Annotated in this window: 18 protein-coding genes; 11 read left to right on the top strand and 7 right to left on the bottom strand. The window is 66.5% G+C overall.

Annotation, left to right across the window (positions count from 1 at the left end; genetic code table 11):
• Positions 1 to 11 precede the first annotated feature (11 nt).
• Positions 12 to 443, top strand: a complete 432-nt coding sequence (locus GQ464_RS16425; protein WP_166973771.1) for a VOC family protein — start codon at positions 12 to 14, stop codon at positions 441 to 443.
• Positions 444 to 481: 38 nt separating this feature from the next.
• Here GQ464_RS16425 and GQ464_RS16420 read toward each other — a convergent pair whose 3' ends face one another.
• Both GQ464_RS16420 and GQ464_RS16415 read right to left on the bottom strand, forming a co-directional pair.
• Positions 482 to 1,393, bottom strand: a complete 912-nt coding sequence (locus tag GQ464_RS16420) for a TPM domain-containing protein (RefSeq protein ID WP_166973768.1) — start codon at positions 1,391 to 1,393, stop codon at positions 482 to 484.
• 36 nt (positions 1,394 to 1,429) lie between these two features.
• Positions 1,430 to 2,320: an HDOD domain-containing protein gene (locus GQ464_RS16415; protein WP_166973765.1), complete on the bottom strand. Its 891-nt coding sequence runs from the start codon at positions 2,318 to 2,320 to the stop codon at positions 1,430 to 1,432.
• Positions 2,321 to 2,798: 478 nt separating this feature from the next.
• On the opposite strand from GQ464_RS16415, the gene GQ464_RS16410 reads away from it, so the two are divergent.
• Positions 2,799 to 4,328: a PKD domain-containing protein gene (locus GQ464_RS16410; RefSeq protein ID WP_166973762.1), complete on the top strand. Its 1,530-nt coding sequence runs from the start codon at positions 2,799 to 2,801 to the stop codon at positions 4,326 to 4,328.
• Between the two features lie 87 nt (positions 4,329 to 4,415).
• On the opposite strand, the gene gyrA is transcribed toward GQ464_RS16410, so the two are convergent.
• Entirely contained in the window at positions 4,416 to 6,989 is a 2,574-nt protein-coding gene (gyrA, locus tag GQ464_RS16405) for a DNA gyrase subunit A (RefSeq protein ID WP_166973759.1), read from the bottom strand.
• 348 nt (positions 6,990 to 7,337) lie between these two features.
• Between gyrA and lpdA the strand changes: the two genes are divergently transcribed.
• On the top strand, positions 7,338 to 8,753 hold the full coding sequence (lpdA, locus tag GQ464_RS16400; protein WP_166973756.1) for a dihydrolipoyl dehydrogenase: 1,416 nt from the start codon (positions 7,338 to 7,340) through the stop codon (positions 8,751 to 8,753).
• A 124-nt stretch (positions 8,754 to 8,877) separates the two neighbouring features.
• On the opposite strand, the gene GQ464_RS16395 is transcribed toward lpdA, so the two are convergent.
• On the bottom strand, positions 8,878 to 10,251 hold the full coding sequence (locus tag GQ464_RS16395) for a M56 family metallopeptidase (RefSeq protein WP_166973753.1): 1,374 nt from the start codon (positions 10,249 to 10,251) through the stop codon (positions 8,878 to 8,880).
• Positions 10,235 to 10,654: a BlaI/MecI/CopY family transcriptional regulator gene (locus GQ464_RS16390; RefSeq protein ID WP_228350374.1), complete on the bottom strand. Its 420-nt coding sequence runs from the start codon at positions 10,652 to 10,654 to the stop codon at positions 10,235 to 10,237. The genes GQ464_RS16395 and GQ464_RS16390 overlap by 17 nt, the downstream gene beginning before the upstream one ends.
• Positions 10,655 to 10,906: 252 nt before the next feature.
• Here GQ464_RS16390 and GQ464_RS16385 point away from each other — a divergent pair, with 252 nt between their 5' ends.
• Complete coding sequence (locus tag GQ464_RS16385) at positions 10,907 to 11,116, top strand: cold-shock protein (RefSeq protein ID WP_166973750.1); 210 nt, start codon at positions 10,907 to 10,909, stop codon at positions 11,114 to 11,116.
• A 135-nt stretch (positions 11,117 to 11,251) separates the two neighbouring features.
• Positions 11,252 to 11,767 (top strand): VOC family protein, encoded by a 516-nt coding sequence (locus GQ464_RS16380; RefSeq protein WP_166973748.1) that lies wholly within the window; start codon positions 11,252 to 11,254, stop codon positions 11,765 to 11,767.
• Here the strand turns inward: GQ464_RS16380 and metG are convergent.
• Complete coding sequence (gene metG / locus GQ464_RS16375) at positions 11,764 to 13,851, bottom strand: methionine--tRNA ligase (protein WP_166973745.1); 2,088 nt, start codon at positions 13,849 to 13,851, stop codon at positions 11,764 to 11,766. The genes GQ464_RS16380 and metG overlap by 4 nt on opposite strands.
• Before the next feature lie 220 nt (positions 13,852 to 14,071).
• Between metG and proC the strand changes: the two genes are divergently transcribed.
• The 3 genes from proC (at position 14,072) to GQ464_RS16360 (ending at position 16,388) form a co-directional block, all read left to right on the top strand.
• A complete protein-coding gene (gene proC / locus GQ464_RS16370; protein WP_166973742.1) occupies positions 14,072 to 14,896 on the top strand; it encodes a pyrroline-5-carboxylate reductase in 825 nt (274 codons plus the stop codon).
• Between the two features lie 48 nt (positions 14,897 to 14,944).
• A complete protein-coding gene (hisA, locus tag GQ464_RS16365; protein WP_166973739.1) occupies positions 14,945 to 15,754 on the top strand; it encodes a 1-(5-phosphoribosyl)-5-[(5-phosphoribosylamino)methylideneamino]imidazole-4-carboxamide isomerase in 810 nt (269 codons plus the stop codon).
• 217 nt (positions 15,755 to 15,971) lie between these two features.
• Positions 15,972 to 16,388, top strand: a complete 417-nt coding sequence (locus GQ464_RS16360; protein ID WP_166973736.1) for a hypothetical protein — start codon at positions 15,972 to 15,974, stop codon at positions 16,386 to 16,388.
• 6 nt (positions 16,389 to 16,394) lie between these two features.
• On the opposite strand, the gene GQ464_RS16355 is transcribed toward GQ464_RS16360, so the two are convergent.
• A complete protein-coding gene (locus GQ464_RS16355) occupies positions 16,395 to 16,865 on the bottom strand; it encodes a putative molybdenum carrier protein (RefSeq protein ID WP_228350373.1) in 471 nt (156 codons plus the stop codon).
• A 47-nt stretch (positions 16,866 to 16,912) separates the two neighbouring features.
• Between GQ464_RS16355 and thpR the strand changes: the two genes are divergently transcribed.
• From thpR to GQ464_RS16340, 3 genes are all read left to right on the top strand, one after another.
• Positions 16,913 to 17,452, top strand: coding sequence for an RNA 2',3'-cyclic phosphodiesterase (gene thpR / locus GQ464_RS16350; RefSeq protein ID WP_166973733.1), 540 nt, complete (start codon positions 16,913 to 16,915; stop codon positions 17,450 to 17,452).
• 9 nt (positions 17,453 to 17,461) lie between these two features.
• Positions 17,462 to 18,628 (top strand): aminotransferase class V-fold PLP-dependent enzyme, encoded by a 1,167-nt coding sequence (locus tag GQ464_RS16345; RefSeq protein WP_166973730.1) that lies wholly within the window; start codon positions 17,462 to 17,464, stop codon positions 18,626 to 18,628.
• Positions 18,629 to 18,708: 80 nt separating this feature from the next.
• Entirely contained in the window at positions 18,709 to 19,365 is a 657-nt protein-coding gene (locus GQ464_RS16340; protein ID WP_166973727.1) for a LolA family protein, read from the top strand.
• Positions 19,366 to 19,387: the final 22 nt, after the last annotated feature.

The following is a 19,387-nucleotide window of genomic DNA, read 5'->3' as shown; positions in this document are numbered from 1 at the left end:
CCGAGCATGCCATGACCGCCCCCACGACTTCCACGACCACGCCGGCACCAGGCTCCGAAAGCGCCCCCCTGACGCCCGTGCACCTCGACCACGCGGCCGTCCTGACCACCCGGCTCGACGAAGCCGTCGCCTTCTACGTGGACCTGCTCGGGCTGACGCTCCGCACCATCGAACCCGACCCGATACGCGAAGGACGACGCCGGGCCCTGCTGACCGATGCCCGGGGACATGACATCCTGGAACTCATCGAGATGCCGGAACTGGCCCACCCGTCTATCCCCGGCCGGGGCGGGCTGCATCACCTGGGGTTCCGCCTCCCCCGCCGGGCCTGGCACGCCCTTCGCTCCCGCCTCGACGCCGCCGCCTATCCCTACCAGGAAACCCGGGGCCGCCTCTTCGTCCGCGACACCGACGGCCTCGTCCTCGAAATCGAACAGGACTGATGCAGGGGCGGGGCTCTTCTGCCCACCCCGCCCGGCGATCACCAGCCTCCCGAAGCACCTCCGCCCCCGAAGGAACCCCCGCCGCCGCTGAAACCACCACCGCCGAAGCCCCCGCCGCCCCCGCCTGCAAAGCCGCCGCTGCCGGCCGTGAACGTGAACGGTCCCACCTTCGCCTTCTGGCCCGCCTTCAACTTCTCCGAGACGGCCTGCACCCCGGGGTGGCGCGTCAGCGCGACAAACGCGACGACGTAGAGCAGCAGCACGATCCACCCCCCGTAGGTAAAGCCGAAAAGCAGCGACCCGACCACCCAGAAGAAGGGCATCAGGACGCCGAAAAGGAACCACCGCCCGCAGCCGTGCGAGATCAGCCCGAAAAAGGCAAACAGGCAGGGCACGACGAGAAAGATGAGGCCGGCCCAGAACGGCGGCTTCCCGGCAGGGTCCTCCGGCGGCGTGTACGTGCCCTCGATGGCCCCGACGATGGCCTGCACGCCAGCCACGACACCCCCGTCGAAGTCGCCGTTCCGGAAGCGCGGGGTCATCTCGTGCCGGATGATGCGGGCAGCCACCGCATCGGGCAGGGCCCCTTCCAGCCCCAGCCCCACCTCGATGCGGAGCTTGCGGTCCGCGACGGCGACGAGCAACAGCACCCCGTTGTCGTGCTCGGCCGTGCCCAGGGCCCAGGTTCGCGCCACGCGCAGGCTGTAGTCCTCCAGGTTCTCGCCATCGAGCGAGGGGACGGTGAGGACGGCGACCTGGTTGCCCGTGGCGGCCTCGTGTTCGGCCAGCAGCCCGGCCAGGAGGCGCTCCGTCTCGGGCGAAAGGATACCGGCCTCGTCGACCACACGGCCGGTCAGCGGCGGTACGGCCTTCTGCGCACCGGCTTCCGGGGCAAAAAGGGTCACCACCCCGAGCCAGCAAAGGAACAGGAATGCACGGCAAGGCGCCATGGGTCCGGCGAAGAACAGATGAGCGAGACGGCCCGATCAGGAGGCCTCCATCGAGGCAATATACTGAAGTGCCGGTTCACGTTGCGCATCGAGCAATGCCACGAGCATGGCGGGGGTGACCTCCACGAGCGCCGCCAGGCTCGCCACGCCTCGTTGCCACCTCGCTTCGGTCTCTCGTCCGGGTTGCGGCGTCCAGAGCCGGCTCGTCGCCGCCGCGCCGACGACCACCGTCCACGCCAGCGCCTGATGTTCCTTCCGTTCCAGAGCGGACGGATCCGGCAGCCCCCCCAGCACCGTCGTGACGGTATCGGGCAGGTTCCAGGCCTGGCAGGCCTTCACGGTCAGCACCTGGTGGTCGCAGCCCAGAAGCCCCCGCTCTTCCTCGGGAAGGGGCCCGGTCCCGGCCCGGCTCGTCGCCCAGAGTGCCTCATAGGCGTCGGGCAGGTTGTAGAGCAGCACGAGGCGCCCGACCACATGCAACAACCCCAGCGTGTAGGCGATCAGTCGATGCGGCAGTTCGAAATGGAAGGCAAGGTGCTGGGCAAAGAAGGCCGTGCCCAGGCTTTGCTGCATCATCCGGTGAAAGATCGCGCGTTGTTCGCGCGTGTTCAGGATTTCGCCCAGCTCCCGCATGGCCTCCGCCAGCACCAGGTTACACACCTCGTGAAAGCCGAGCAGGAAAACCGCCTGCCGGACCTCACCGATGCGGCGCGGCAGGCCATAGTAGGCCGAGTTGACACGGCGCAACACCGCCATGGACAGCACCGGATCCGTATGCATGACCTCGACGAGGCGGGGGGTATCCGGAACGTCGTTCTCCTCGGCCATCATGATCATGACCTCCGCCACCGATCTCGGAAGGGGAGGAAACTGGAGGGAAAGGTCCGGTTCTCCGGGCAGTCCGGTCACCACAGGCGTATCCGTCATGTCTATGTGCGGCTCATGGAACACAGGACCGGGGTGGCACTCAAGATGGGAAATCTGACGCAGCAGCGGGCACCTGCGGCCGGCAATGCGGGCTCACGGCCTTCATGACGTAACCGTCCCTTTTCCAACCTGAAGGCACCTGAGCCGTCCATCCGTCTCGGGTATCGACCTTTCGCCCGTCACCTAAAGCCGGAGGACCCCGGGGTTCGGGTTGCCCTGCCCGAATCGCACCGGCAACGGCTCCGGGCAGCCGGCAACGTTCCTCGTCCCGGTGCCCGTTTTCGTGTAAGATCTTTCTGACAGGTTACTTCATCTCCTTCCTACCCGAAGGCACCGGACCGTCTGACACACCCTCTCCCGTATCGCCTACAGACACCCGCACCCGTCCGGCGCTACTTTCCTGTCGAGCATGGCCCGCAACGCGCCTGCTCTGATTTCCCGATCATCGTTGGCCTGTTCATCATCCATAGAATTCGTCATGAAACGACCCCGATCTTTCCATCCCCTGATCTTTACCCTGCTGGCCCTGTTGCTGGGGCCGGTAAGCCTCCAGGGGCAAAACGTACGTCCCGACAAATCATTCTACATAAAGCCCGAGGTGGGGCTGTCCAGCTACCTGGGAGACAACGAGCGATCCCCCTTCAACTTCAACATGGACGCCTTCAAGGTAGACGGCAAGGCGCCCATCAGCGCCGGGCTGGAGCTCGGTTATCAGGCCACGCAGCGGTTCGACGTGAGCCTGGGCTATCGCTACGGACAATATCCCGTCATCCGCCAATTCGGAGATGCCCTTGAACCACAGGAACGACGCGACACCGACCGGCACACGCTCAACCTGCTGTTCCGCTATACGATCATGGGCGATCGCTGGCGGGTGGCCCCCTTCGTGCAGGCCGGTGCCAACGCAACCCTCGGCTTCCAGGACCCCGTGACCGGCGACCGGCCGATCGGCTGGGGCCCGTCCGCAGGGCTCGGCCTGGATGTGGCCGTCTCCGGCCGCACCTCGCTGGTGTTTGAATGGAACACCGATTTCAGCCTCGACGACGCGGCCGTGGACGGCACCACCGACGGCGGGTTCGGGAGCGTCGATGCCCTCAACGGGTTGACCTTCGGCGTGAAGTACAGCTTCCGAAAAGCCTTCTCGCCGGTACAGGTCTACGGGATCAGCGGTCCGGCCACCCTTCAGGTCGGTGAGACAGGCACCTTCACCGCCGACACCAACCTGGAATCGGCCACGCAGCCGGTCAGCTACACGTGGACCTTCGGCGACGGCACCGAGGGACGCGGCGTGACCGTCCGGCACGCGTATGACAGGCCGGGCACCTACACGGTCGCCTTCACCGCCGAAAACGACCGCAGCACCGACACGGAGACGTTTACCGTCGAGGTGGTGCCGCCGCCCGTGCCGGCACAGATCGTATCCCTGACGGCCTCGCCGACGGCCCCCGACACGCAGACCGAGGTAACCTTCACGGCCACCGTGACCGGGGACGCCCCGCTGGCCTACCGCTGGCAGGTCAACGACGGCACCACGGCCGAGGGCGAGCGGTTCTCCCATACGTTCTCCGAGCCGGGCACGTATGAGGTAAGCCTGACGGTCACGAACGAGCACGGCACGGACACCGAGACCCTGACGATCCCGGTCGTCCCCTACGAGCCGCCGTTCTGCGCCTCGCTCCTCACCATGAACGAGGTCTACTTCGACCGCAACGGGTCGACCCTGACCGAGGAAGGCCGCATCCGCCTCCGGGAAAACGTCGAGGTGCTCGCGGCCTGTGAGCGGGTGCAGGTGCGCATCGAGGGCTGGGCCGCCGCCAACGAGCGGAACCCGGACGAGCTCTCCACCGCACGCGCCGAGGCCGTCCGCGCCTTCTACGTGAGCCAGGGGATCCCGGCCGAGCGCATCAGCACGCACGGCATGGGGGCCGCCGCTCCGACCACCACGAAGGAAGGCGCCTCCCGCTACCAGCGTGCCGACTCGATCCCCCGGCAGGACCATGACCGGTAAGCCGGCCCTTACCGGACCATGCCCGGCGGAAAAAAGGGGGGCACCCGTCATCGGGTGTCCCCCTTTCGCTGGTTACTTCGCCGGGCGTCAGTCGGCTGAGAGGACCGGGGTGCCGGCCGTCGCGCTCTCCTGCTCCTCCTCTTCGGTGACCACGCGCGTCACGTCGGCGATGGCGTCACCGGGCTTCAGGTTGATCAGGCGCACGCCCTGCGTGTTGCGCCCGAAGACGCTGATGTCCCCCACGTGCATGCGGATCATGATGCCGTTGTGGGTCGAAATCATCAGGTCGTCGGTCTCCTGCACCCCCTTGATGGCTACGAGGGGGCCCGTCTTGACGGTCGTCTTGAGGGTGATGATCCCCTTGCCGCCGCGCGTCTGCACGCGGTAGTCGTCGAGCAGGGTGCGTTTGCCGTAGCCGTTGGCGCTGATGGCCAGGACGTCGCGCTCCTCGCCGCCGGCGATGACCACCATCCCGACAACCCGTTCGCCCGATCCCAGGCTGATGCCGCGCACGCCGCGCGTATTGCGCCCCATCGGACGCACGTCCTGTTCCCGGAAGCGGATGGCCAGCCCGCTGGAGGAAGCCAGGATCACGTCCGCCTCTCCGTCGGTCAGCTTGGCCTCGATCAACTCATCCTCCTCCATGATGTCGATGGCGATGATGCCGTCGACGCGGGGGCGGCTGAAGGCCTCCAGCGAAGTCTTCTTCACCAGTCCTTTTCGCGTGGCCATGAGCACGTAATGGTTTTCGAGGAAATCCGGATCGAGGAAGTCCTCCTTGCGCACGGCCAGCACGGCCCGGACGCGGTCATCGGGGGCAATCTGGATCAGGTTGCGGATGGAGCGTCCCTTGCTGGTGCGGCTGCCCTCGGGGATTTCATAGACGCGGAGCCAGTAGCAGCGGCCCTGATCGGTAAAGAAGAGCAGGTAGTCGTGGTTGAAGGAGACAAAGAGGTGCTCGATGTAGTCCTCATCGCGCATGCCGCTGCCGCGCATCCCGACGCCGCCGCGCCCCTGCTTGCGGTACTCGGAAATACTGGTGCGCTTGATCAGGCCCTGGTGCGAGACGGTCACGACGACCTGTTCGTCCTCGATCAGGTCTTCGATGAGCAGGTCGTCGCCGCCGGCATAGTCGATCTCCGTGCGGCGGGCGTCGGCGAACTTCGCCTTGATCTCCAGCAGCTCGTCGATGATGAGTTGGAGGCGGAGCGGCTCGCTGGCGAGAATGCTTCGGAGGCGCTCGATCTCCTGCAGGACGGCCCGGTACTCTTCCTCGATCTTCTGCCGTTCCAGGCCGGTCAGGCGGCTCAGGCGCAGGGCCAGGATGGCATCGGCCTGCTTTTCGGTGAGCGCAAAGAGAGAGCCCTCGTGCAGGGGCAGGCCGAGCCGCTCGCGCTGCGCCGGCGTCAGGCCGGCGGGCAAAACGCCGGCCATCAGGTTGGCGCGGGCCGTCTCCGTATCCGGGGCATGCCGGATGATGGTGATGACGGCGTCGAGGTGGTCCAGGGCAATGGTCAGGCCTTCGAGCACGTGCGCCCGCTCCTCGGCCTTGCGCAGCTCGTACGTCGTCCGGCGCACGACGACCTCGTGCCGGTGCTCGACGTAGTGCTGGATCATCTCTTTCAGCGTCAGCGTGCGCGGGCGGCCGCCCACCAGCGCCACCATGTTCACCCCGAAGGTCTGCTGGCAGGGGGTGTACTTGTAGAGCTGGTTCTGCACCACCAGCGGCACGGCGTCCTTGCGCAGTTCGACGACGATGCGCATGCCCTCGCGGTCACTCTCGTCCCGCAGGTCCGCAATGCCGTCGATGCGCTTTTCCCTCGCCAGCGCGGCGATCTTTTCGATGAGCGCACTCTTGTTGACCTGATACGGGATCTCGGTGATGATGAGGGCCTGCCGCCCCGGCCGGATCTCCTCCTCGTGCATCCTGGCCCGCATGATGACCCGGCCGCGCCCGGTGTGATAGGCCTCCCGCACCCCCGCATAGCCGTAGATGATCCCCCCCGTGGGAAAGTCCGGGGCCGGCAGGTATTTCATCAGCTCGTCGACGCTGATGTCCCGGTTGCGGATGTAGGCCACGACCGCGTCGACGGCCTCGCCGAGGTTGTGGGGTGGGATCTTCGTGGCCATGCCCACGGCGATGCCGTCGGCCCCGTTGACGAGCAGGCTGGGGAAGGCAGCCGGCAACACCTCCGGCTCCTGGAGCGAGCCGTCGAAGTTCTCCTGGAAGTCGACCGTGTCCTTGTCGATGTCACGGAGGAGTTCCTCGGCCAGGCGGGTCAGCCGGGCCTCGGTGTAGCGCATGGCCGCCGCCGCATCGCCATCGACCGAGCCGAAGTTTCCCTGCCCGTCGACGAGCGGGTAGCGCATGGAGAAGTCCTGCGCCATGCGTACCATCGTGTCGTAGACGGCCGAGTCGCCATGGGGGTGGTACTTGCCGAGCACCTCCCCGACGATGCGGGCGCTCTTCTTGTAGGCACTGCCCGCAGTCAACCCCAGCTCGCTCATCCCGTAGAGCACCCGCCGGTGCACGGGCTTGAGCCCGTCGCGCACGTCCGGCAGGGCCCGGCTGACGATGACCGACATCGAATAGTCGATGTAGGAGGACTTCATCTCCTCCTCGATGTTGATCGGGATGACGCGTCTTCTATCCTGTTCCATGCAACCGGTCTCGTGGTGGGACAACGTAGCGGTGCGACGCAAAACAGGCCCGGCCCCCCTGCCGGGCCCCGGCATCACAACCGGAATAAAATCTGCTCAAAATACCCATAATTGAACCCAAAAACCACGATACGGGTCCATCCGGAAAGGGCGGTGCAGGGCTTTTCTCCATCTTGACGGATTCTTCTCCGGGCAGGCATACCCGGAGTTTCGTCACCGGTGCGCCCCCTTTTTCACACAAGCTTTTCTCGTCCCCTCCAGTGCTTTTTGGCACCGGTGCGCCGCACCCCGTATTTTGACGCGTCCCGCTTTTTTTTGCGATTTTCCGAACTCCACCGATAGATCCCTATGGCAACTTCCCAGTACGACGTGGTCGTCATCGGCACGGGGCCGGGCGGCTACGAGACCGCCATCCGGGCCAGCCAGCTCGGCTTCAAGACCGCCGTCATCGAGAAGAACAAGCTCGGCGGCGTCTGCCTCAACATCGGCTGCATCCCCACGAAAGCCCTCCTCAAGAGCGCCGAGCTGATGGAGTACGGCAAGCACCTGGAAGCCTACGGCCTCGCCGGGCAGGTCAAGCCCGACTTTCCAAAGGTCATCGCACGCAGCCGGGCCGTCGCCGACAAGATGAACAAGGGCGTCGACTTCCTGATGAAGAAGAACAAGATCGACGTCCTCTACGGCTACGGCCGCCTCACCGGGAAGGGCAAGATCGACGTGCAGCCGTCGGAGAACATGGACGGGGAAAAGATCGGGGAGGCGCGGACCGTCGAGGCGAAGCACATCATTCTGGCCACCGGAGCCCGCGCCCGCGAGATCCCCCCGCTGCCCGTCGACGGGAAGAAGATCATCACGTACAAGGAAGCGATGCTCCAGACCACGCAACCGAAGCGGCTCGTGGTCGTCGGCGCCGGCGCCATCGGCGTCGAGTTTGCCTACTTCTACCACCACATGGGCACCGAGGTCACCCTCATCGAGGTGATGGACCGCATCGTACCGGTCGAGGATGCCGACGTGTCGAAGGAGCTGGCCCGCCAGTTCAAAAAGGCCGGCATCAACGTGATGACGAGTGCCGAGGTGCTGGGCGTCGACACGAAGGGCAAGACGCTCAAGGTGAAGGTGAAGACGAAAAAGGGCGAGGAGGTCATCGAGTGCGACCAGGTGCTCTCGGCCGTCGGCGTCGTGGGCAACATCGAGAACCTCGGCCTGGAGACGGTCGGCGTCAAGACCGAGCGCGGCGCCATCGTGGTCGACGGCTTTGGCCGGACGAACGTGCCGGGCATCTACGCCATCGGCGACGTGGCCGGCCCGCCCTGGCTCGCCCACAAGGCCAGCCACGAAGGCATCCTCTGCGTGGAGAAGATCGCCGGCCTGGACGTCCACCCGCTCGACAAGAAGAACATCCCGGGCTGCACGTACTGCCAGCCGCAGATCGCCTCGGTCGGCTACACCGAACAGGCGGCAAAGGAGGCCGGCTATGAGGTCAAGGTCGGCAAGTTCCCCTTCACGGCCTCCGGCAAGGCCTCGGCGCTGGGCCATACCGAGGGCTTCGTGAAGGTGATCTACGACGCCAAGTACGGCGAATTCCTGGGCTGCCACATCATCGGCTACGACGCCACCGAACTGATCGCCGAGGCAGTCACGGCCCGGGTCCTCGAAACGACGGCCCACGAGATCATGGAGGCCATCCACCCGCACCCGACCCTCTCGGAGGCCGTGATGGAGGCCACCCGCGCCGCCTACGGCATGCCGATCAACATCTGAACCGACTTTACCGTACGGGAAGCAAGGCCCCGGTATCCTGGCGATGCCGGGGCCGTTGCTTTGCAAGGGAAGCAGGCCGGGCGGCCAACCGCCGCATCGAGCTGGTGGCCCGGTGACCGGACGTTCAATCGCGCGGCAACCGGAACGAGATCGGGATCGTCATCCGCACCGGCACCACCTTGCCGCCCTGCATGCCCGGAACGAACCTGGCCTCCATGACGGCACGGATGGCCTCCTCGTCGCACCCGGCGCCGATTCCCCGGACCACCTCCGGGTCGACGACACGGCCTTCCTCGTCGACCGTGAACTGCACGATGACGCGCCCTTCGACGCCCGCTTTCCTGGCGATCTCCGGATAGCGGATCTTGCTCTGGATCGAGGCCAGGCCACCGATCAATTCCGGCATCCGCTCGACGACGATAAAGGTCTCCTGCCCGGTCTTCTGAAGCGCTGCTTCTGCCGCCGGTTCATCGACATCGCTCCCGACGAAATCGGTGCAGGCCACGATGAACGTGCCGCCGGCCAGGACCACAAGCCCCAGCACCAGTGCAGTGCGTTTCGAAAAACGTGAGACGAGTTTCCGGTTGTTTTTCATGGCTTGGATACGTTGTGTCAGGTGAGAGGACTCAGCCATTCCGACCGCAACGGTACGGACATGGCGCGTGGAAACGAGAAAACTGAAAAGCAACGTGGCATAGCGCCGGCGCCCGCATCCCGTCAGCGCCAGCACCTCCCGGTCGCACACCAGCTCTCGATACCCGCCGATGGCCCGGCAGAGCCGATCCACCAGCGGGTGAAAGGCAAAGACCGCCGCAATCGACCCCTCGATGCCGTGGAAAAGGAAATCGTGTCGCCGGACGTGAACGAGTTCGTGTGCAAGCGCCAGATACCGCCTGGACGGATCCGCCAGCAGGGCTTCCGGTAACACCACAACCGGCTTCCGAACCCCGAACGTCATCGGCACCACGTCCCCGGGCAGGGTGGCCAGGTGAACTTTCCGCCGGAGACGAAGGCGGCGGGCCAGCACGTCGCACTCCGGCACCCGCTCCGGCGCCACGGGGGCGAGACACCGGCGCACGGATCTCAGGGCACGAAACCGGCACAGCAGCCGGCCAAGCTGCCAGAGCGTGACGACGGCGGTCCCCAGCGTGAACAACCCGACCAGCGGCAGCAGCCCCCACCCCGCCCCTTCGCCCGCCGTCGCGACAACGCCCGGCAACACCGCACCCGCGCCGTCCGGGCGCAACGGATCGACCGAAACGAAACCGGGCAACCGCACCAGCACCTGCCCGGTCGTCGCCCCGAGCATCACCCCGAGCGGCAATGCGAAGAGCAACGCCCGCAGCACGTGGTACCCTCCCTCCGGCCAGAGGCTTCCCCGCCATCGCAGCACCAGGTAAACCGGCAGGGCCACCAGGGTCCAGACCAGCACCGGAATCCAGAAGTGCGACAGGGCACCGCTCCCCAGCCGGTAGAGCAGCTCAAGCAGTGTCTCCATCGTCGTCTTCGATGCTTTCAATCAGCCGGAGCAGGGCCGCCCGTTCCGCCTCGGAGAGCGGCTCGTGCCGTACCAGGGTCTGCACCAGGGCCGACGGCGAACCGCGGAACACCTTCTGCAACAGCCCCTTGAGCAGGCTGTGGCGCACCTCTTCGGGAGAACGGGCCGGGTGATAGACGTACGTGTTGCCTTCCCGATCGAACCCCAGATACCCCTTGTCGGCCAGATTCTTCATCACGGTCATGACGGTGGTATAGGCCACGCGCCGCTCCTTCAGCAGGCGGGCATGCACCTCCGCCACCGTGGCACGCCCCAGACTCCAGACGTGCTGCAATACCTCCATCTCGGTCTCACCAAGCGGTATCAGCGACTTCTTTCTGCGCATGAGCGAATCGAATGCCATCTACGTCCTGGATAGTACTAACTTGATAGTAATACAATCGATTCTTTCCAGAGTTGCCGCACGACGGAAAAAATTTTTTTCACCGGGCGAACCTTCGGACACCCCGCGCGTTGACGCCCTATCATTACACCCTGTAACACCTCCCCGGTACGACGTCAAATCCCCTTTAGGCACTTCGGGCACCTCGTGCAGCGGGGTTCTTCAGGTTGGTCTTTGAGCGCGCGCACCGCGGAGCAATCCAAGTACAACACAATGGCACACGGTAAGGTAAAATGGTTCAATGTGGACAAAGGCTACGGCTTCATTGAACCGGCGGACGGCAGCAAAGACGTCTTCGTGCACCGCAACAACGTCAACGGCCTTGGCTGGAACGACGGCCTGCGCGAGGGTGAGGAAGTGGAATATGATGTGGAACGCACCCCCAAGGGTCTCAGCGCCACGAACGTTCAGCGGCTCGACTGAGCCCGCTTTCGCAACACGCCACGAAAAAGCCCGGTCCCCCGACCGGGCTTTTTCTTTGTTCCGCCCCTCGTAGCCCGGAATACCCCGCCTCCGGGCAGCACGACGGATTCGACCCGCATCCCCATCCCCGTAACCATGGAACGACCTGCCCCCATCCATCCGGGCGTTCGGATCGGTCACGTTCACCTCAAGGTGGCCGACCTGGAGCGCTCCCTTCGGTTCTACCGCGACGTGCTCGGCTTCGAGGTGACGCAGCGCATGGGCACTTCAGCCGTCTTCCTGAGTGCCGGCGGCTATCACCACCACCTGGGCCTGAACACGTGGGAAAGCCGGGACGGCAGTCCTCCGCCCCCGGGCCACACCGGCCTGTACCATTTCGCCGTGCTCTACCCGACTCGCCGTGCGCTGGCCGGGGCCCTGCACCGCCTGATCCGGGCCGGCTACCCGCTCGACGGCGCCGCCGACCACGGCGTCAGCGAAGCCCTCTACCTGCACGACCCGGACGGCAACGGCGTCGAACTCTACCGGGACCGCCCGGAAGCCGCCTGGCCGCGCCAGCCGGACGGCACGCTGGCCATGTACACCCGCCGGCTCGATCTCGACGACTTGCTCTCCACCCTGAACGACGAGCCCGGGGCGCCGTCCCGTTAGCGCACGACGGCACCCGGTTCTCCCGCAGCAATCAACGGGGTGAGCGTGCCGTCCCGATCCTCCGCCATGAGCAACATCCCCCGGCTCTCCAGCCCCATCATCTTGCGTGGCGCGAGGTTGGCGACGACGACGACACGCCGTCCCAGCAGCGCTTCGGGCGCCATCTGCTCGGCCACACCGGCCAGAATCTGCCGCGTCTCGAAGCCCAGATCCACCTCCAGCCGCAGGAGCTTCTTCGACTTCGGGACGGGCTCGGCCCGTTTCACCTCGCCCACCCGCAGATCCAGCCGGGCGAAGTCGTCGTACGTGACGGTCTCCTTCACCGGCTCGTAGGCGGGTTCCGGTGCCGCCGCAGCGGCCTCCAGCTTCCGGACCTGGGCTTCGATCACGTCGTCCGCAATCTTTTTGAAAAGGATCTCCGGTTTCCCCAGCGGGTGTCCCGCCTCCAGCAGCGGGTGCCCGGCGTCGTCCCATCCACGTCCCGTCCCGGGTCCTTCCGGTGTGCTGGCCCGGATGCCCTCGAGGTGGAGCATCCGGCGCACCTTTGCGGCCGTGAACGGAAGGACCGGCTCCATGAGCACGCTGAGCGCGGCACAGAGCTGGAGCGAGACGTGGATTGTGTTGGCGCACGCCTGCGGGTCGGTCTTGCGGGTATGCCAGGGTTCCGTATCGTTGAAGTACTTGTTCCCCAGCCGTGCCAGGTTCATCGTCTCGAAGACGGCCTCGCGCATACGGAAGCCCTCGTAGGCCGCGCCGATGCGCTCCGGGAAGGCGGCCAGCTCGGCCAGCACGGCCCGGTCCACTTCCCCCGGCTCGACGAGCGGCGGCACCTTCCCCCCGGCAAAGCGGTGGGCGAAGGTCATCGTCCGGTTGACGAAGTTGCCCAGAATGTCGGCCAGCTCCGAGTTGACGCGGGTCTGGAAATCGCTCCAGCTGAAGTCGGCGTCGCGGGTTTCGGGGAGGGTGGTGGCCAGGCTGTAGCGGAGCAGGTCCGGCGGAAAGGTTTCCAGGTATTCGTGGAGCCAGACGGCCCAGCCGCGGCTGGTGGAAAGTTTTTGCCCTTCAAGGTTGAGGAACTCGTTGGCGGGCACATTGTCCGGCAGGACGTATTCCCCGTGTTCCATCAGCATGGCGGGGAACATGAGGCAGTGAAAGACGATGTTGTCCTTGCCGATGAAATGGATCAGGCGCGTTCCGGCATCCTGCCAGTAGGTGCGCCACCGGTCGGGATCGCCCTGGCGGGCGGCCCATTCCCTGGTAGCCGAGATGTAGCCGATGGGCGCGTCGAACCAGACATAGATGACCTTGCCGGCGGCATCGACACCGGCCTGCCGGGCAACGTCTTCGGGGACGGGTACGCCCCAGGGCACGTCGCGCGTGATTGCCCGGTCCTTGAGCCCGTCCTGAAGCCAGCTTCGCACCTGCCCGAGGACGTTCGGCTTCCAGTCCTTTTTGGTGTCGATCCAGCGTTCGAGGGCGGGTTGGAGCCGGCCGAGCGGGATATACCAGTGGGTCGTCTCGCGCAGTTCCGGCGTGGCGTCGGTGAGCGCACTCCGCGGATTGCGCAGTTCGAGGGGGCTGAGCGAGGTGCCGCATTTTTCACACTGATCGCCATAGGCCTCCTCGTAGCCACAGACCGGACAGGTGCCGCGCACGAAGCGATCCGCCAGAAAAAGACCGGCTTCGGGATCGAAGAGCTGCTGCTCCGTTTTGAGGATGAAGGTGCCTTGCTGCGCCAGCCGCCGGAAGAAGTCCTGGCTGGTCTCGGTATGGACCGGCGAGGTGGTGCGGCCGTAGTGGTCGAAGCTCATGCCGAAGCGGGCGAAGGCTTCCTCGATCATCGGATGGTACCGGTCGACGAGTTCCTGCGGCGTGATGCCTTCGGCCCGGGCGCGGACCATGATGGCCACGCCATACTCGTCGGAACCGCAGATGAAGACGAGGTCGCGCCCTTTGAGCCGCTGGTAGCGGCAATAGAGGTCGGCGGGCAGATAGGCCCCGGCCAGGTGACCGATATGGATGGGGCCGTTCGCATACGGCAGGGCAGCCGTCACCAGGATGCGTTCGAAGGATCGGTCCGGCATAGGTGTGTTCTTCCGCGGAAGGCAGGTCGGGTGTGTCCGGAATAAACAAAAATGCAGCCTCCCTTTAATGCCTGCCGCGCGCTGCGGATACGGCTTCACCGTTTATTTACGGCGCAAACCCCTTCCAGCACACACCCGGCACGGGCCGGGGCTTGAGCGCGGGCCGCGCCCCCCCTAACTTTCATGGCTTTCCCGACCCTGCTTCCTTTCTCCTGCGCACATGCTGACGAACCAGACGATTGCCATCCTCGGTGCCGGTAACATCGGGCGGGCGCTCATCGGTGGCATGCTCAAGTCCCATGAGCTGAACCCCGACCAGATCCGGGCCACCCGGCGGAACCCGGCCATGCTGGCGGCGCTCCAGGAACAGTTTCCCGGCATCCGAACGATGACGGACAACACCGCCGCCGTGCAGGACGCCTCGGTGGTGGTGCTGGCCATCAAACCCCAGAACGCTTTCGAGGTCATCCGGGAGATCCGGCAGCACCTTCCCGAAGAAGTCCTCGTCATCTCGGTGCTGGCCGGTCTCACGACGCAGGTCCTCCGGGAAGCCTTCGCGCGCGAGATTGCGGTGGTCCGGGCCATGCCCAACACCCCGATGATCGTGGACGAGGGCGCCACGGCCATCGCGGCGGGGGCCCTGGCGCGCGAATCCCACATGACCATCGCCCGGCAACTCTTCGAAGGCGTGGGGATGGTCGAGGTCGTTCCGGAATACCTGATGGACGCCGTAACGGGGCTTTCGGGCAGCGGGCCCGCCTACGTGTACATGTTCATCGAGGCCCTGACCGACGGCGGCGTCAAGCAGGGATTGCCCCGGCCACAGGCGTTCCGCCTGGCGGCGCAGACGGTCTACGGCGCGGCCAAGCTGGTGCTCGAATCGGGCAAGCACCCGGCGATCCTCCGGGACGAGGTGACCACCCCCGGCGGCACCGCCATCGCCGCCGTGGCCGACCTCGAGGCCCACGGCCTGCGGACCATGCTCATCAACGCGGTCGCGACGGCCACCGCCCGCTCGAAAGAGCTGAGTCTTTTGAAAGACTGAAGCGTTGAAGTCTCAGACAATCCCTCAGCAAGCGACACCACCGATACGATGCTCGTCATCCCCGCCATCGACATCCGCGGCGGGCGCTGCGTGCGGCTGTACCAGGGCTCGTACGAACGCGAAACCGTCTACTTCGAGGATCCCGTCCGCATGGCCATGCTCTGGCGGGTCATGAACGCCCGCACGCTCCACATCGTGGACCTCGACGCGGCACGCGGCGGCGCGGAACACAACCGCCCCATCATCACCGAGATCTGCCGGCAGCTCGACATTCCGATCCAGCTCGGCGGCGGCCTCCGGACGCTCGAGGACATCGAAGCCGCCCTGGCACTCGGCGTCTACCGGGTGGTCATCGGCACGGCAGCGGCCCGCAACCCGGACCTCGTCTCCGAAGCCGTCGAGCGGTTCACCTGCAGCCGGATCGTCGTCGGCATCGATGCCGCCGACGGCGAGGTGCGCGTCGAAGGCTGGACGGAAGGCAGCGGCCTGGACGCCGTCGACCTGGCGCTCGACATGGAGGCCCGGGGGGTCCGCCGCATCGTCTACACCGACATCGGCCGCGACGGCACCCTCCAGGGTCCCAACACGGAGGCCTACCGCGTCCTCGGCAAACACCTCCGGCACTGCCGGATCACCGCCTCCGGCGGCATCGGCGGGTATCAGGACCTGCTCAAGATCAAAGAGCTCGCCCCCTACCGGGTGGACTCCGTGATCGTGGGCCGCGCCCTCTACGAAAACCGCTTCCCCTGCCAGCAATTCTGGTGCTGGCACTACAAAGACGAGGTGGACCTTGCGCGCTTCTCCACCGCCCCGCTGCGACCGGCGGCACCGGCCGAGCCCCGGGAAGCCCCCTGCTGACCCCCCCACAATATCCGGGGGCCTCCCGTCGTTTCAGGAAGCAGAGGCTCGCCGGGCGGCACGATGACCGCTTCCAGAGAAGGCCCGCGGTGCGGGAAGCCGTTCTTCACGCAACACGGAGCGGCGCCGATCCGTAGCCGGGCAGACCGCGCCCCGGTCTCGTCGCCCAGCCGCCCGACCGCGTACGTCCCGCAGATCGCCAGCCAGGAGGTCCGCCATGGAAAAACCCGCCCGAAGCTCACTCGTCATGGGCCTTGGCCTCGTCGCCCTGTTGCTCGTCTCGGCCAACCTCTACCAGTCCGTTCGTCGCAACGTGCTCCCGCACCTTTCCGGCCTGATGCAATCGGAGAGGGTCGCATGCAAGGCACCGGCCCTTCACCGGCACGGGGTTCTGCGGCACGTGTCTCCGGTCCCCGCGCCGCCCCGGGAACACCCGGCCCGGCCAGAGGCTCGCCCGGCCGTCCCTCCCGCTCCCGAACCCCCCTCGCTGCACGTTGAGACATGGCACCCCGTACCCGACTGGCAGGAGATAGAGACGAAGCTGCAACGGCTGGAGACGGAACTGCGCATGGAGGAGGTCCGCCTTCGCCTCGCCGAGCGGCACCTGCAGTCGCTGCACGTCATCCTTCCCTGAGCGGGCTCAGGACCGAGGTGCGGCGTCGGCTTCGAAAAGCCGCGCCAGGCAGGCACGGGCGGCCGCGTAGATCCCCGGTTCCTCTTCCTCGCGCGGGCCGGCCACATTGAGCACCCGGATCCCGTGCCGGGCGAGCCATGCCCGGACGGCCGCCGGCGCCCCGGCTTCTTCCGGCCGGCACACGAGGCACGGCTTGCCCTGTCGCTCGGCCTCCCGGATCGTCAGCGCCGTCCCCCCGGCCGGAGCGCCCCGCAGCAAGACGAGCGTGCCGTCGCTGTCCCGGACGTTCCAGGCCGTGCGTTCGGCGTAGACGGACGAAGGGGTCTCCCGCAACGGATAACGTGCCGGGATCGGACCGTCAGCGGCCCGGCGCCCGCGCGGGCACCACCCTCCCACCGGCACCCCGGCCGCCATGGCCGCATCGAGGGCGGCCCGGTCCACGCCCGTCTGCCCGCCGGAGACGACTTTTTGGATCATTGCACGTGCAGCCGTAGCTTGTTCGCGTCCACGCTTGCATCAACGCCATGGCTCGCCTGTTCGTTGCCCTCGACGTGCCCCGGCCGGTCCGGCGGAAGCTGCTGGGCCTGATGAAGCCCCGGCCGGGCGTCCGCTGGGTACGCGAAGAGCAGCTCCACCTGACCCTTCGCTTTCTCGGCCATGTGGAGGAAGCCATGGAGCGGGCCGTCCGCGAACGGCTCGACGCCGTGCAGGCGGCCCCGTTCTCGCTCCGCCTCGGCGGCACCGGCGTCTTTCCCGGCCCCGCACGCCCCCGGGTCCTCTGGGTGGGTGCCCATGCGGAAGCCGGCCTCCTGTCGCTCCAGCAGGCCGTCGAGGCGGCGGTCGTGGACGCCGGCCTGCCGCCGGAGAACCGCCCGTTCCACCCCCACGTCACCCTGGCGCGCCTCCAGCGACCGGATACGGCGTGGATACGCGCCTTCCTCCGGGACCACGTCGACTTCGAAGCGGGGTCCTTCACCGTCGGGCACTTCGCGCTCTACGCCAGCACCCTCCGGCCGACCGGTGCCGTCTACGAACGCCTCGCCGACTTTCCTCTGAACGCCTGATCCGCCCCCATGCTTCCCTGCCAGAAAGCCCTGTTTTTCCTTCCCGAATCCCTGCATTACCTGAACTGCGCCTACATGGCCCCGCTTTCGAAACAGGTCGAAGCGGCGGGCATCGAAGGGATCCGCCGGAAGCGGGTGCCCGCTTCGATCACCCCCGCCGACTTCTTCGACGAAAGCGATGCGGTCCGCCGGCGCTTTGCCCGGCTCATCCACCTGGATGACCCCATGCGGGTGGCGATCATCCCGGCGGTCTCGTACGGGCTGGCCACGGTGGCGAAAAACGTGCGGCTCCGGCCGGGGCAAAACATCGTCGTCCTCCACGAACAGTTTCCCAGCAACGTGTACGCCTGGCGGCGCCTGCAGCACGAGTGCGGCGTCACGCTCCGCACGGTGAAACCGCCGGAAACCGCAACCGGACGGGGACGCGCCTGGAACGAACGCCTCCTCGAAGCCATCGACCCCGATACCGGGCTGGTGGCCCTGCCTCACGTCCACTGGACGGACGGGACGGTGTTCGACCTCGAACGCATCGGGGCACACGCCCGAGCGGTGGGCGCCGTGTTCGTCGTGGACGGCACGCAGTCGGTCGGCGCCCTGCCGTTCGACGTGCGAGCGATCCGGCCGGATGCGCTCGTCTGCGCCGGCTACAAATGGCTGCTGGGCCCGTACGGCCTCGGCCTCGCCTACTACGGCCCCCGCTTCGACGACGGCGTCCCGCTCGAAGAAAACTGGATCACCCGCCGGGGCAGCGAAGACTTTGCGGGCCTGGTGCGCTACACCGATGCCTATCAGCCCGGCGCCGTCCGCTACGACGTGGGCGAACGGAGCAACTTCGCACTCGTCCCGATGCTGCGGGCCGCCCTCGACCACCTGCTCGCATGGGGGGTGGAAAACATCCGGGACTATTGCCGGGCGCTCTGCCGGGACCTGATCGAGACGGCCCGGACGATGGGCTTTCGCGTGGAGGACGAGGCGTACCGTGCCGCCCACCTCTTCGGCTTTCGCACGCCCGCCGGGCTTTCCATGGACCGTCTCCGGGCCGCGCTGGACGCCCGCCACGTCTCCGTCTCCGTACGCGGCAATGCCCTCCGCATCGCCCCGCACGTCTACAACGACGCCGCCGACGTCGACGCGCTCCGCGAGGCCCTGCACGAAGCCGTCCACCAGCCGGCCTGACACCCGGAAACGCAGGTACGTCGTTTGCGTTCTGGGAGCGTGCCTCCCCGCTTTTCGATTCATCCTCAAGGAAACGACGCATGCGACGTGCTCTCCTGCCTTTTTGCCCGATGACGCTCCTCACCGCCGTCCTCTTTTTCGGACAGCCGGCCGCCCGTGCCCAGAGCGGGCAGGAGGTGGTGGAGCGCCTCAAGACCCGGTACGAACGGGTGGATGCCCTCCGGGCGGCCTTCCGGCAGACCCTGATCACGCCCGACGGGCGCGAGGGTGACACGTTCTCCGGCACCCTCATCCTGCGCGGCGACCAGTTCCGGGTGGAAGTCCCCGGGCAGACCATCGTCACCGATGGCCGGGTGACCTGGATCTACAACGCCGCCGAAAACCAGGTCCTCATCAACGACTACGTGAAGGATGAAACCACCTTCTCGTTGAACGATTTCCTCTTCAACTTCGAGGACCGGTACGAGATCATCTCCACCGGCCGGGCGCTCCTGAACGGAAAAGAGCACCGCACGGTGCGGCTCCGCCCGCGCGACCCCGCCTCCTATTTCCGCGAAATCATGGTGGTGATGCGGGAAAGCGACGACCTGATCACCCGGATCGAGGTCGTGGATGTGAACGAGACGAAGCTGGTCTTCGACCTCCGCGAGATCGAACTCGATCCTCCGCTGGCGCCGGACACGTTTGCGTTCACCCCGCCGCCGGGCGCCGAGGTGGTCGACCTGCGGTCGGATTGACGGGACATCGAATGGGATCATC

The organism is Rhodocaloribacter litoris (assembly GCF_011682235.2).
GTDB lineage: Bacteria > Bacteroidota > Rhodothermia > Rhodothermales > ISCAR-4553 > Rhodocaloribacter > Rhodocaloribacter litoris.
The sequence above is the reverse complement of the archived record's forward strand: the minus strand, read 5'-3'. Positions and strand labels throughout refer to the sequence as shown.